This window comes from Pseudomonas shirazensis (assembly GCF_050496565.1).
Classification (GTDB): Bacteria; Pseudomonadota; Gammaproteobacteria; order Pseudomonadales; family Pseudomonadaceae; genus Aquipseudomonas; species Aquipseudomonas shirazensis_A.
Genome location: NZ_JBNWAE010000028.1, coordinates 25067 through 38691 on the forward strand (window position 1 = coordinate 25067; position 13625 = coordinate 38691).

Here is a 13625-nt window from a genome sequence, read left to right on the forward strand (position 1 = left end):
GCGATAATCACAATAAGGAGTGCGCAGCATGCAAGGTCTGATCATCAACAACCCGCGCCTGGAGTTTTTGCGTCCTGCCCTGGAGCGCTGGGTCGACTGCATCGATCGCTTCGCCGAACTCAACCATGCCAGCGACGCGCCCTACTGGCATGGCGCAGCGGCCAACGTCGGCCTGCTGGCTGCCGCCGCCTGGCAAGCCGAGCTGGTCGCGCTGACCCAGTTTGCCAGCAGCAAGCAGCGCGAAGAAGGCGAGCGCGAAGGCCGTTGCGACCTGGCCATCAGCACCGCCGATGAGTCGATCCACCTGCACGCCAGCCAGCGCTGGCCGCGCATCGCCCGGCTCGACCTGACCGCCGCCCTGCAAGAAACCACCAGTGCCGCCAAGCCGATTGCCTATGCCAGCCAGCTCAAGGCCGGGGCGCTGTTCGTCAGCCCGTGGAAAGCCGGCCAGCATGCCAGCCCGGAAGAACTCCAGGACCTGGTCGATGACCTGCAAAAGCACACCGCCTGCGCCGTGGCCTGGTACTTCCCGTACGCCTATCGCAAGCTGCACAACGAGCTCGGCCAGTATTTCCCAGGTGTAGCGTTGCTGTTCAAGCAAGCGTGAAGCAGCCCTGCGCCGCGCCGGGTTGAACCTCGCCCAGCGGCTATGGTTCTGTATGCCATAGCCCTTGTCGAGAGCCCGCCCATGGACAGAATGCGCAGTGCCGTTGTGCTCGCCTTGCTCGCAGGCCTCGGCGGCTGCGGCGAGACCGCGAGCCTTAGGATCAACGATGGCGTCGGCCCCACGCCGCAGTTGCCGGCGCCAAACAAAACCCTGCTGCCAACCGTCAACGTCGCGCCGGCGGTCGGCTGGCCGCAGGGTGGCAAACCGGTTGCAGCGGCCGGCACTCAGGTTGCGCTATTTGCCGATAAACTCGACCACCCGCGCTGGCTGTATGTGTTGCCCAATGGCGACGTGCTGGTCGCCGAAACCAACGCACCGGCCAAGCCGGACGACGGCAAAGGCCTGCGCGGCTGGTTCATGAAACGCGCCATGTCCCTGGCCGGTGCCGGCGTCCCCAGCGCCAACCGCATCACCCTGCTGCGCGACCGCGACCATGACGGCGTTGCCGAAACCCGCAGCCGCTTCATCGAAGGGCTCAACTCGCCGTTCGGCATGGCGTTGGTAGGCAATGACCTATACATCGCCGACACCGACAAGCTGCTGCGCTTCGATTACGTGACCGACGCCTTGCAGATCGACGGCCGCGGGCAGAAGGTCACCGACCTGCCGGGTGGCACTCTCAATCACCACTGGACCAAGAACGTCATCGCCAGCCCCGACGGGCGCAAGCTGTACGTCACAGTGGGCTCCAACAGCAACGTGGCAGAGAACGGCATGCAGCAGGAGCAAGGCCGCGCCGCGATCTGGGAAGTAGACCGCGCAACCGGCAGCCACCGCATCTTCGCTTCCGGGCTGCGCAACCCGAATGGACTGGCCTGGCAGCCGCAATCCGGAGCGCTATGGACGGCAGTCAACGAACGCGACGAGATCGGCAGCGACCTGGTCCCGGACTACATCACCTCGGTCAAGGATGGCGGTTTCTACGGCTGGCCGTACAGCTATTACGGGCAGAACGTGGACGTGCGGGTGCAACCACAAGACCCAGTCAAAGTAGCCCAGGCGTTGGTGCCGGATTACGCCGTGGGGCCACATACCGCTTCGCTTGGCCTGGCGTTTATCGAGCCGGGTTTGTTGCCAGCACCGTTTGGCCGTGGCGCACTGATTGGTCAGCACGGCTCGTGGAACCGTAAGCCGCACAGTGGCTACAAGGTGATCTTTGTGCCGTTCGATGCGAATGGCAAGCCAGCGGGTCAGCCTCTCGACCTGCTGAGCGGTTTCTTGAATGAAAAGGGTGAGGCCATGGGCCGACCAGTCGGAGTTGTCAGCGATCAGCGCGAAGGGGTACTGGTGGCGGATGATGTGGGCAATGTGATCTGGCGAGTGAGCGCAGCGAAGTAATTGGCCGCTGCCAGCCCTGCTTCTGATGTTCGCTCTTGATATGCGCCAGCGCAGCCGGGAGCAAGACCGCAGCGAAGGGGCCGGATGCGGACTATCCCTTTCAAGGTCTTTGGAATTAACTCTCTACTTGAGCCTGCCGGGGCCGCTGCGCAGCCCTTTCGCGACACAAGGCCGCTCCTACAGGGACCGCGAAAATCTGGGCGGACACGGTCGGGGTAGGAGCGGCCTTGCCGGGGCGCCGGACCGGTCGGAAAGGGGCGCGCAGCGGCCCCGGCAACCTTACGGCCAGGCACCATAGCGAACCCCACACTGACCCGCTCTGCGCCAGCGCAGCGAAGCGTGCTCTTGATCTTGATCCACCGGCGACTCAGGAGGCCGAGCGCAGGTCTTGCGAAGGGAGGTGCCGGCCATGGATGGCCGGCAAGCGCTGCGGGCCAGGATGGCCCGTTCAGCGCGGTCCTCCCGGGAGCAAGACCGGAGCGAGGGAACCCCGCAGCGCAGCGAAGGGGCCGGATGTGGAGCCAAGCATTTTTTTGGTTACTTTTTTGGGGCGTTTGCCAAAAAAGTGACTCGCCGTAAGGGCGAAAGGGGCCCGCAAGGCCACCAAAGAGAATGGATAAGCACACAGCACCAGTGAACGAGCAGAGATCGCTGGGGCCGCTACGCAGCCCTTCGCGGCTAAAGCCGCTCCCACAGGGGCTGCGTAATTCGCTTTGTCAGGGATTCTGAGCCAGATGCCCAGCCGGCAATATCCGCTTGGCCTGCAAATAAGCCTTGGCCCAATAGCTATTACTCAGATAATCCAACCGCACAGTCCCGCCAGTCCGCGGCGCATGCACAAACCGCCCTTCCCCGACATAGATCCCAGCATGGCTAACCTGCGATCCCCCACCGGTAGCAAAGAACACCAAATCCCCAGACTGCAGCGAATTGACATCAATGCTAGGCGCGCGCATCACAATCATCTCGCGCGTCGACCGCGGCAAGCTGATACCCGCAGCATCCCGGTACACATAGCCAATCAACCCACTGCAATCAAACCCCGAATCTGGCGTATTGCCGCCCCAGCGATAAGGCGTACCCACCAGCCCAATAGCCCGGAACAACACATCGGCAGCAACCGGCGAAGAGTTGGGTTGCTGATTGAAGGTGATTTGTGGCTGAACCACAGGCGCCGGTGCCGGAGCACGGCTGGAGCAGGCAGCGAGCATCGCCACCAGCGAAAGAAATGCGAAGCGCGCCACTGTCACCATGGCTGAAACTTCCTGTAAGAGGCCGATCGACCGCAGTCGAAAAGAGTTGAGAAATTAGATTAGACGCTTTCTGTAAATGCGCACGGCGGCGAGCTTTTTAAGCATCGCCGCCGTGCGAATATAGCAACTGGCTATCAGTTACGCGAGATCATTGTTGGCGCCATGGCCAGGGCGCGCTTGGCCTCGATAAAGGTCTTGCTCCAGTAGCGATCCTGGAGATTATCGATGCGCACACCACCGCTGCGACGGCTGCTCGAATGGATGAACTGATTGTCACCCAGGTAGATGCCGGCATGGCTTACGCGACCGCGACCGTTAGTGCTGAAGAACAGCAGGTCGCCTGGCTTGAGCTTGTTGCGGGCTACTTTGGGTGCATCGACGTTGATCATTTCGCGGGTCGAGCGTGGCAGGTTCATACCAGCCTCTTCGCGGAACAGATAACCGATGAAACCGCTGCAATCGAAACCGGACTTCTCCGAGGTGCCGCCAAAGCGATAGCGGGTGCCGATCAACGCCATGCCGCGCTCCAGGATGCTGTCGGCAAGGGCAGGCAACTGGTAAGGCTTGCTGCTGGAGAATGCCTCGAGGTCTTCCTCGGTGGCCATTGGCTCTTCGCCGAAGACCGAAGAAGCGGAAGGTTTGATCAGGTTTGCAGAATGTGCGGCAACCTGTGGGTGATCCTGGGGCTGGGAAACCGGGCTATGCGCGGCGCAGCCAAAAAGCAGGGTCACAAGTGCGAGTGGCACGAGGGGTGCGAAGTGCTTGAGCATGTGCACGACCGTGTCTTTAGTTCTAAAGGAGGCAGCGACTATGCCCTCTATCAGGGTCATTTGCAAATTTTATCGAAAAAAATGTGACTTTTCCGTTTTTGCGTTGTAACGCCCTGTCTTGAGGCCTTTACCAGCCAAGCGTTTCCTTCAAAAAAGGGATGGTCAGCTTGCGCTGAGCCTGCAGCGAAGCCTGATCGAGCCGTTCGAGCAAGTCGAACAACGCACTCATGCTGCGTGCACCGCGAGTGAGGATGAAATGGCCGACTTCGTCGGTCAGGTGCAACCCCCTGCGTGAAGCACGCAATTGCAGGGCGCGCAGCTTGTCTTCATCGGACAGCCCGCGCATCTGGAAGATCAGCGCCAGGGTCAGTCGCGACTTGAGGTCGGCGAGCTTGATCGGCAATTCGCGCGGCGAACTGGATGCGGCCAGCAGCAAGCGTCGGCCGCTGTCGCGCAGGCGGTTGAACAGATGGAACATGGCCTCTTCCCAGTCGGCTTTGCCGGCGATCACATGCAGGTCGTCGATGCACACCAGCTCGTACTGTTCGAGGTGATCAAGCAGCTCGATACCGCGATCGAGCAACTGCGCCAGAGGAAGATATACCGCCAATTCACCGCGCTGCTGGAAACGCTGGGTAGCCGCCTGCAACAGGTGGGTGCGACCCACACCCTGCTTGCCCCATAGATAGATGAGGCTTTCGGTCCAGCCGGCGTCGGCTTCGCACAAGCGCTCGACATAGCCCAGTGCTGCGGCATTGGCGCCCGGATAGTAGTTGATGAAGGTGGCGTCATCTCGCAGACGCACACCCAGGGGCAACTGGATCGGTTTCATGCTGGGCTGACGGTCACGAGGACCACGGGGGCCTTGGAGGAAAGTCTGCAAAGTCTATACCTGCAGCGCGGGCGGCACAATCAGCGGCGGCGAGAGGGCAAGTAAAATCAAGGGCTTGCACTGAAGCGGGGGCTGCACTCGCAGCCCCCTCCCCCCGTTAAAGCTGAGGGTCTTCTTCGCCGCCGTACAGATCCGACTCCTTGTACATCTCATGGGCGTGGCGCAGCAGCACCATGATCACCGCGGCTACCGGCAAGGCCAGCAGGACACCGGTGAAGCCAAACAGCTCGCCGCCGGCGAGGATGGCAAAGATCACCGCCACCGGGTGCAGGCCAATCCGGTCGCCTACCAGCAGCGGCGTCAGGACCATGCCTTCAAGCGCTTGGCCAACCATGAACACGGCAACGATGCCCAGCATCGGATAGAGGTCGCCGCCGAACTGGAACAGCCCGGCAATCAACGCCGCACCAATGCCAATGATGAAGCCCATATAAGGCACAATTGCAGCAAGGCCGGCCAGCAGGCCGATCAACAAGCCAAGCTCGAGACCGACCAGCATCAGGCCACCGGCATAGATAACCCCCAGCGCCAGCATCACCAGCAGCTGCCCGCGAACGAAGGCACCAAGCACTTCATGGCATTCGCCCGCCAGCTCGACGATTTGCTCCTCGCGTTGCCGCGGCAGCAGGCTGCGCAGCTTGGCCATCATCAGGTCCCAGTCACGCAGCAGGTAAAAGCCCACTACCGGGATCAGCACCAGGTTCGCCAGCCAAGCCAGCAGCGCCAGGCTCGACGCCGTAGCCTGGCTCAGGACCGCACTGACAATGTCGGTGGTCTGGCCCATATGCTCGCTGATGGCGGCCTTGATCTTGTCGAACTTCCAGAAGCCATCGGCCAGGCCCAGGCGGGTTTGCACCCACGGCAGCGCCACATGCTGCAGCCAGTCGAGCATCTGCGGCGTCAGCTCGTACAGCCGTACCAGCTGCTTGGCCAGCATCGGGATCAGCACCAGCAGCAAGGCCATGAAGATCAGCGTGAACAAGCTGAACACCACCACTACGCCCCAGGTGCGAGACAGACCCGCCCGCTCCAGGCGGTCGACCAACGGGTCGGCCAGATACGCCAGAAGGATGCCGACCAGAAACGGCGACAAGATGTTGTGCAGGCTATATAGCAGTACCGCCACTACCAGGGCCACGCCCAGCCATACCCAACGACGCTGATCAGTCATCATGTTCATGTTTTCTCTTACCAGGCAAAGCGCAAGCCATCGAAAGGTTTCGCTGCCGGAGCTTGCACAGCCCCGGCGGGTTCATTTGTAACAGGGGCTGCAGGTGCGGCGGCGGGTTCGGCTGGCAGTTCACGGAGTTTGGCCAGGCCCAACTGGGCGCGCAGTTGCTCGCGGTTGCCGCTGACCTGATAGGTCAGCTTGTCGCCATCGGCCAGTTGCAGCCGCGGGCCGTAGGGTTCGAGCACGCGACTGAGCTCGGCATAACGTTTGAGGGTCATGCCTTGAACCTGCACCTGCAGCTCGCTGCTGGCACCCGGTCGAGTGACATAGCGCGGCGCCAGACGAGTACTCACCGCCAGCATCACCGCGTCGGCCAAGGCAGCCTGATCAGCGCCCTCGGCATCGCCCTGCTCCCTCTGATCACCCAGCCACAGCTGCCATTTGCCCTGCCACTTGCCGTCGGCTTCATGAGCGTGCACGGCCAACAGCGCATCGGCAGCGTAACGCTCGGAGGCTTCGCGCAGCGCGCTCGGGTCCTTGCCTTCCAGCTGCTTGGCATTGGCGACCAGTTGTTCCTGCAGGTCGGCCAACGGCAAGCGCAGCGGCAGGCCGCGATGTTGCGCAGCGCGGCGCAGCGGCTCGGCGGCGCTCTGGCCGTCGCCGACCAGGCTGCTGCCGTCGACGCTGTCGTTCAGCCACCAACTGATGATCGACGGCCGATTGCTGCCCCACAAGGCCAGGCCAGCCTGACGCAGGGCACGCTCGGTGCTGCCTGCGTCAAACTCGACCAGCACGCTCTCGGGCGGGCCGGCCTCGTTGCCAACCTGATTGATGATTTGTTGCGGGTCCTTGCGCAAGGCGGCCAGGGCCGGCGATTGCGGCGCCTTCGGGTCGCCGGTCAGGCGCAGAATCAACGTATCAAGGGCACGCGCGGTAGCCTGGGTGCGTGCTTCGCTGCCCTGGCCGTCGACCGTTTCACGTACTTGATAAAGCCCGGCAACACTTTCGGCCTGGGCCGCACTGGCCAGCAAGGCGAGGCAACCGGCAGCCAGGTAATTGAGAAGACGCATGAAGGATTCCTGTCCAGATGAACGAGGGCGCGGAGCCCTGTACCTGCTGGCTGTGACCGCAGCGCCCGTCGATCGCTCCGTACCGCCGGCAGTTTTGTCCCCGCGCCATACCTATACCTTATACAGCGACCGGCCAGGCAACCAGTCGCGGCCCATGAAAGGATGTTTTTAAACATTTACCGCCCTGCCCGTCGGCCTGAGGATGGCCGCTGCCCGGCAACCCTGATAAAATCGCGCGCCTTCGCAGACCAGTGACGAACAGGCAGCCGCCGCTGCAACAGCCGGCCTTGGCCGTCGCGGTCGTTTTTCCGTATCCCTACCTCTAAAGGCCTGGATCAATGAGCAAGCAACCCTCCCTGAGCTACAAAGACGCCGGTGTAGACATCGACGCCGGCGAAGCACTGGTCGAACGCATCAAGGGCGTGGCCAAGCGCACCGCACGCCCTGAGGTCATGGGTGGCCTGGGCGGCTTCGGCGCCCTCTGCGAGATCCCGGCCGGCTACAAACAGCCGGTGCTGGTCTCCGGCACCGATGGCGTCGGTACCAAGCTGCGCCTGGCACTGAACCTGAACCGCCACGACAGCATCGGCCAGGACCTGGTCGCCATGTGCGTCAACGACCTGATCGTCTGCGGCGCCGAGCCGCTGTTTTTCCTCGACTACTACGCCACCGGCAAGCTCAACGTTGACGTTGCAGCGACCGTGGTAACCGGTATCGGCGCAGGTTGCGAGCTGGCTGGCTGCTCGCTGGTCGGTGGTGAAACTGCCGAGATGCCTGGCATGTACGAAGGTGAAGACTACGACCTGGCCGGCTTCTGCGTCGGTGTGGTGGAAAAAGCCGAGATCATCAATGGCTCGAAAGTCGCCAGCGGTGACGCCTTGATCGCCCTGCCTTCGTCCGGCCCGCACTCCAACGGCTACTCGCTGATCCGCAAGATCCTCGAAGTCTCCGCGACCGACATCGAGAGCACCCAACTCGACGGCAAGCCGCTGGCCGACCTGCTGATGGCGCCAACGCGCATCTACGTCAAGCCGCTGCTCAAGCTGATCAAGGACACTGGCGCCGTCAAAGCCATGGCCCACATCACCGGTGGTGGCCTGCTCGACAACATCCCGCGTGTTCTGCCGAAAAACGCCCAAGCGATCATCGACGTGGCCAGCTGGCAGCGTCCTGTAGTGTTCGATTTCCTCCAGGAAAAAGGCAACGTCGACGAGCACGAAATGCACCGCGTGCTGAACTGCGGCGTGGGCATGGTCATCTGCGTTGGCCAGGACCAGGTCGAAAACGCCCTCAACGTGTTGCGTGCAGCCGGTGAGCAGCCATGGGTGATCGGCCAGATCGCCGATGCCGCCGAAGGCGCACCTCAGGTCGACCTGCAGAACCTCAAGGCGCACTGATGCCGGGCAAGACCTGTAATGTTGTGGTGTTGCTGTCGGGTTCCGGCAGCAACCTGCAGGCGCTGCTCGACAGCTGCAAGCCAGACGGCCCGGTGCGCATCTGCGCAGTGATCTCCAACCGCGCCGATGCCTATGGCCTGGAACGGGCCAAAGCGGCCGGCATCGCGACTGCGGTGCTGGAGCACCAGGGTTTCACCGGTCGTGAGGCCTTCGATACAGCGCTGATGGCGCTGATCGACGGTTTCACCCCGGACCTGGTGGTGCTGGCCGGTTTCATGCGCATCCTCAGTGGCGGTTTCGTGCGTCACTATCAAGGCCGCCTGCTGAATATCCACCCTTCGTTGTTGCCCAAGTACAAAGGCCTGCATACCCACCAGCGCGCGCTGGAAGCGGGTGATGGCGAGCACGGTTGCAGCGTGCACTTTGTCACCGAGGAACTCGATGGCGGGCCTCTGGTCGTACAGGCAGTGGTTGCGGTGGCAGCAGATGACACCGTGCAAAGCCTGGCAGCCCGGGTTCACCACCAGGAACACCAGATCTACCCGCTGGCGGTGCGCTGGTTCGCCGAAGGACGCTTGCGTCTGGGCGAGCACGGTGCGTTACTGGATGGCCAGCCGCTGGCGGCCAGCGGTCACTTGATTCGTCCCTAGGAGATTTTATGCGTCGCGCCCTGCTGATGGCTCTCGCCGTGCTTGCCCTGCCTCTTCAGGCAGCTGATCTGAAGCCCTTCTCGGCCAGCTACACCGCCGACTGGAAGCAGCTGCCCATGAGCGGCACCGCCGAGCGTAGCCTGGTGAAGAATGCCAACGGGACCTGGAGCCTGAACTTCAAGGCTTCGATGATGATTGCCAGCTTGACCGAGCAAAGCACCGTACGGGTGGACAAGGATGCGCTGTTGCCGCAGACCTACCACTTCGAACGCGGTGGCCTGGGCAAGGCGAAGAAAGTCGACCTGGACTTTGACTGGGCGAGCAAGAAGGTCACCGGTAGCGACCGTGGTGATGCGGTGAGTCTACCGTTGAATCGTGGCGTGCTGGACAAGTCTTCGTATCAACTGGCGCTGCAGCATGATGTAGCTGCGGGCAAGAAGAGTGTGTCGTATCAGGTGGTCGATGGCGACGAGATCGATACCTATGACTTCCGGGTTTTGGGCACTGAAAAGGTGATTACCAAGACTGGGCAGGTCGATGCGATCAAGGTCGAGCGCGTGCGTGATCCTAGCCAGAGCAAGCGGATTACCGAGCTTTGGTTTGCCAAGGATTGGGATTATCTGCTGGTGCAGTTGCGTCAGGTCGAGACTGATGGCAAGGAATACGTGATCGTGCTGCAGGATGGTACGGTTGATGGGCGGTCGGTCAAAGGCAATTGATGTTGTCTTGAGCTGAATCCGCTGTGAAGAACCCCACTTTGATGTGGGGTTTTTTATGGGTTGAATTTGAGTGCTCTTGCGCTGGACGTGGGGGCTTATCGAGAGTGTTCATCAGAACGATGGAGTTCATCGGTGAAAGACTCCTCAGCTCTGGTGGATCGGTTGTCGGCTTTCGCTGGCCTACGGGCAACACGTGTTTTTTTGGCCGGCCGCTGGCCTGGGCGCACGGCCCAGAGATGGGCGTTTTCACGCAGGCGTTCCTGGATGTGAGGCGGCCTGTCGGTCAAGGTCGTCAGCGGTGGGATGGGTTTGCCTGGCTGCCCTGCTTCGCGGATGATTTTTGGCCAGCGAGGTTTCCAGCACAGCAGCAGACTTAGCCAGTGGCCTAGGCCGAGGATTAGGAAGGCGGGCGAGATAAGGATGAGGCCTAACTTGATGATCAATGAAGAATGACGGAAGTAATGGGTAAGCCCCTCGAATTGCGGGGTGAATGCCTGCCAGGGCCAAGGGAAGTGTGAGGTAATTCGTGGGCGCGGGAGGCCGTCAGGGCCTGACTCCATAAAACGGCGGATGAATTCCCACTCGTCGTGCATTTCAGATGAGTTGTTGCACATCTTACCGACGAAAGCGAACTCTGGGTGCAAAGTGCCGGTTACGCTGACCGGCCAGTGGAGACTTAATGGAATACCCACTCCTGCAGCATTGGATTTCATGGCGATCCCGGAATAAATCACACCCTCCCAAGGCAAAGTGACAATACCTCCGCAATAACTTGGTCTATGAAGATGGACCTGCTGAGTCGTGCGATTGAATCTGATTAGCATGTGCCGTGAGGTGAATGTTTCGAGCCGAGTGAAGCGCAGGCCGTACTTCAAGTAAAGATACCCTCCTGCCAGCGTAAGAAAGCCTAACGCCATTATTAACAGTACAGTACTCCAGTGCTGCTCTCCGGTATTTCCCAATACGGCGTTAACATGTTCAATGGAAAGTGTAATAAGGATGTACAAGAAGCCTGAAAGCACCCGTACGACGGTAGCCGTCAGAATGGTGAGCAGCCCTCTTTTGGCTTCCCACAAACCGCAGCGAAGCTCCAATATGTGATTCCCACAGGCGAAGACTGGACCTCTTGTCCTAGGTGTAGTGCTTACACTTAACCGGGACGCGATATTTTCTTCCGAGATATCGCTCTCGTACAGAGCCTTTCGCGGTTTTTTATGTATTCGATCACTGACACTGTCATTTTTTCTTGAGGCTGAAGTTTCCAGCATGCCCTGCCACGACAACCATTCAAGAAAATACATTACAGCACACCTTGCATGGCCCTGAATAATTCCGAAAGCTCTTCGCTATTATTGCCAAATCTCTTCCCATCGGCTCGACTGAAGAAACTCTAACATACGCGCGCATGGCCAGATTGCTCGCTTCAACTTCGCCGCTCTGCCACCAGCGGCTGAGCAATTGCGCGCCTTGGAGAACGCCCTCCATACTCAATACGCACAGGCCGGACTGGTGCGCAAAGCACAGACCGCTGGTGAGCTCTTCCTGGTCATAGAAATCAAGCGCTGCAAACAGTCGCGGATGCTGCCGCCACATCATGTAATCGCCTGATCGACCTTCGGCCTGGCGTTGCGCTCCGCGACAGAAAGTCTCGAACAAGCCCAACTGAACGTATGTACTGTCTCGAACAAACGTTACTTCAACGCTCACGGTCATAGTGCTCAGTTACTTGATCGGAGGATGGATTTTGTGCCGAGGCGCTCGTCTCATCCCGGATGGATGTTCCGGATGGCGACAACCGTGAATCGTCCTTAGGGCTACGGCGAGTGCTCCGTGGTTTTTTGGCCGGCCGCTGGCCTGGGCGCACGGCCCAGAGATGGGCGTTTTCACGCAGGCGTTCCTGGATGTGAGGCGGCCTGTCGGCCAGAGTGGTTAGCGGCGGTATGGGTTTTCCGGGCAGCCCCGCTTCGCGGATGATTTTTGGCCAGCGAGGTTTCCAGCACAGCAGCAGACTTAGCCAGTGGCCCAGGCCGAGAATTAGGAAGGCGGGCGAGATAAGAACAAGGCCTAGCTTGATGATCCACGAAGAGCGTCGGAAGTAGTGGGTAAGTCCCTCGAATTGGGGGGTGAATGCCTGCCAGGGCCAAGGGAAGTGTGAGGTAATTCGCGGGCGCGGGAGGCCTTCGGGGCCTACTTCCATGAATCGGCGGATGAATTCCCATTCATGTCGTAATTCAGCGTGATTATTGGCGACTTTGCCAACCCAAGCAGTTTCTATATGTAAGGTTCCAGTCCAGCGCGGGAGCCAGTAAAGTGCAAGGGGCATTCCGATACTGTCATCAGTGGAATGTATCTTGTCAGTAGCTGAGGCGTTGATCCCGGCCCAGGGCAAAGTCACGATCCCGCCACAATTGACCGGGCGATGTAAGTATACTTGCTGTGTTTTTCGGTTGAAACGAATCAATAAGTGACGGGAAGTGAATAATTCAAAGCAGGTGAAGGTAAACCCATATTTCGCATAAAACCATGAGACAGACGAAACAAGAATGGTTAGGAATGCTGAAACATACCAGTGCGTGAACGACCATTTGTTCTGTTCGTATAGGATGTCAATCGCGGTGATCAGAAAGTCGGCCGCCCCCACGCCTCCCAGGATTAGTACTGCGATCAGTGGCGCGGAGATAGTCGTAATGAGCCCTCTCTTGCTTTCCCACATACCGCATCTAATTTCGAGCGTCTGGTCGTTGAAAATGTACACCGGACCTCGACTTTTTGGAGTATTGCTCACAACCTTTCGAGCAGCTACCAGCGCTTCAGCTTCATCGCTTTCATAAATATCCGGGATGCGCTTAGTGTTGATATGCTTGTATTTTTTCCGAGTTTCTGCTGATTCTAAAATGCTTCTCCACATCATCCACTCAATAAGGTACATTATAAGACCTCGCTAGTGGCGTTGAACAAGGCTGACAGCTCATCCGAGTCTTTCTTGTATCTGTCCACTTCTTTTTTTAGGCTGAAGCAGCATCTGTCGCACCACTTTTCAAAAGCATCTTCATCCAGCACTATTATGATTACAGTGGCCGCGAGGATGATCACACCTGCTTGCCAGCCTATTCGGCCGAGGAGTGTTAGAGCTACACGATTGGCTGCTAGACGCGCAGACGTGTTTGACAGACCTTGGATCGCTGCTGTGAGTGCGGGGTTTCCTGTTCTGGATGCCCACCATGTGAACAACGGTCCAGCTTGAGAGAACGCCAGAGCACTTTGTGCGCCTAGTAATAAAAAGGTCGCTGTCACTCTGGACGCGTAAGCAGTAAAAAGTAAACCTCTTCTCGGTGTTAGATCAGTGCTCGCCTCTCCTGCTAGTTTGATACCATCTTGGATATCCCACCAAATACTTATCAGCCCGCCGGCATTTGCCATCGCTGCCCCCCAAAAGCGATAACGACCCAAACTGATATATGCTCCCCGCGCTGATGCGCTCCTTTGGCCAAGAGTTGCTAATACCTGCTCTGTCCCCACCGCCAACAACTCCATCCCCGCCGCCGCACTCGTCAACGCCCCCGCAGCCACTTCGCTCCAGAACCGTCGATCCTTGTCTTCTCGCCTGCCTTGCAGCAGCAACAGACTCGCCTCCAGCAACAGCAGCGCGCTGCTGACCCGCAGGCGGTAGAAGCTGTTGCTGTGCGCGCCGTTCAAGC

13 protein-coding genes and 1 pseudogene are annotated in these 13625 nt (G+C 59.6%); 5 read left to right on the forward strand and 9 right to left on the reverse strand.

Annotation, left to right across the window (positions count from 1 at the left end; genetic code table 11):
* The first annotated feature begins 28 nt into the window (after positions 1-28).
* Positions 29-607 carry a hypothetical protein gene (locus ACQZ2L_RS24665; RefSeq protein WP_430328251.1) on the forward strand — a complete coding sequence of 193 codons (579 nt, stop codon included), beginning with the start codon at positions 29-31 and terminating at the stop codon, positions 605-607.
* An 81-nt stretch (positions 608-688) separates the two neighbouring features.
* Positions 689-2005 carry a PQQ-dependent sugar dehydrogenase gene (locus ACQZ2L_RS24670; RefSeq protein WP_430328252.1) on the forward strand — a complete coding sequence of 439 codons (1317 nt, stop codon included), beginning with the start codon at positions 689-691 and terminating at the stop codon, positions 2003-2005.
* 716 nt (positions 2006-2721) lie between these two features.
* Here the strand turns inward: ACQZ2L_RS24670 and ACQZ2L_RS24675 are convergent.
* From ACQZ2L_RS24675 to ACQZ2L_RS24695, 5 genes are all read right to left on the reverse strand, one after another.
* Positions 2722-3258: a C40 family peptidase gene (locus ACQZ2L_RS24675; protein ID WP_430328253.1), complete on the reverse strand. Its 537-nt coding sequence runs from the start codon at positions 3256-3258 to the stop codon at positions 2722-2724.
* Between the two features lie 134 nt (positions 3259-3392).
* Positions 3393-4028: a C40 family peptidase gene (locus ACQZ2L_RS24680; protein ID WP_430328255.1), complete on the reverse strand. Its 636-nt coding sequence runs from the start codon at positions 4026-4028 to the stop codon at positions 3393-3395.
* 127 nt (positions 4029-4155) lie between these two features.
* Positions 4156-4860, reverse strand: a complete 705-nt coding sequence (gene hda, locus ACQZ2L_RS24685) for a DnaA regulatory inactivator Hda (RefSeq protein WP_101321740.1) — start codon at positions 4858-4860, stop codon at positions 4156-4158.
* 157 nt (positions 4861-5017) lie between these two features.
* Positions 5018-6091 (reverse strand): AI-2E family transporter, encoded by a 1074-nt coding sequence (locus tag ACQZ2L_RS24690; RefSeq protein ID WP_430328265.1) that lies wholly within the window; start codon positions 6089-6091, stop codon positions 5018-5020.
* A gap of 17 nt (positions 6092-6108) precedes the next feature.
* Positions 6109-7161, reverse strand: a complete 1053-nt coding sequence (locus tag ACQZ2L_RS24695; protein ID WP_430328256.1) for a DUF2066 domain-containing protein — start codon at positions 7159-7161, stop codon at positions 6109-6111.
* A gap of 338 nt (positions 7162-7499) precedes the next feature.
* Here ACQZ2L_RS24695 and purM point away from each other — a divergent pair, with 338 nt between their 5' ends.
* From purM to ACQZ2L_RS24710, 3 genes are read left to right on the forward strand one after another with little or no spacing between them, the layout of a single operon-like run.
* Positions 7500-8558: a phosphoribosylformylglycinamidine cyclo-ligase gene (gene purM, locus ACQZ2L_RS24700; protein ID WP_430328257.1), complete on the forward strand. Its 1059-nt coding sequence runs from the start codon at positions 7500-7502 to the stop codon at positions 8556-8558.
* Positions 8558-9208, forward strand: coding sequence for a phosphoribosylglycinamide formyltransferase (gene purN, locus ACQZ2L_RS24705; RefSeq protein ID WP_101321743.1), 651 nt, complete (start codon positions 8558-8560; stop codon positions 9206-9208). The genes purM and purN overlap by 1 nt, the downstream gene beginning before the upstream one ends.
* 8 nt (positions 9209-9216) lie before the next feature.
* Positions 9217-9927: a DUF3108 domain-containing protein gene (locus ACQZ2L_RS24710; protein ID WP_430328258.1), complete on the forward strand. Its 711-nt coding sequence runs from the start codon at positions 9217-9219 to the stop codon at positions 9925-9927.
* 95 nt (positions 9928-10022) lie between these two features.
* Here the strand turns inward: ACQZ2L_RS24710 and ACQZ2L_RS24715 are convergent, their stop codons facing one another.
* The 4 genes and pseudogenes from ACQZ2L_RS24715 to ACQZ2L_RS24730 form a co-directional block, all read right to left on the reverse strand.
* Positions 10023-11228 carry a DUF6708 domain-containing protein gene (locus tag ACQZ2L_RS24715; protein ID WP_430328259.1) on the reverse strand — a complete coding sequence of 402 codons (1206 nt, stop codon included), beginning with the start codon at positions 11226-11228 and terminating at the stop codon, positions 10023-10025.
* On the reverse strand, positions 11215-11634 hold the full coding sequence (locus ACQZ2L_RS24720; protein WP_430328260.1) for a hypothetical protein: 420 nt from the start codon (positions 11632-11634) through the stop codon (positions 11215-11217). Before ACQZ2L_RS24720 ends, ACQZ2L_RS24715 begins: the two co-directional genes overlap by 14 nt.
* Positions 11624-12856 (reverse strand): DUF6708 domain-containing protein, encoded by a 1233-nt coding sequence (locus tag ACQZ2L_RS24725; RefSeq protein ID WP_430328261.1) that lies wholly within the window; start codon positions 12854-12856, stop codon positions 11624-11626. Before ACQZ2L_RS24725 ends, ACQZ2L_RS24720 begins: the two co-directional genes overlap by 11 nt.
* Positions 12856-13625 (reverse strand): annotated as a pseudogene (locus tag ACQZ2L_RS24730) (hypothetical protein); the annotation flags it as partial. The gene ACQZ2L_RS24725 and the pseudogene ACQZ2L_RS24730, both read right to left, overlap by 1 nt.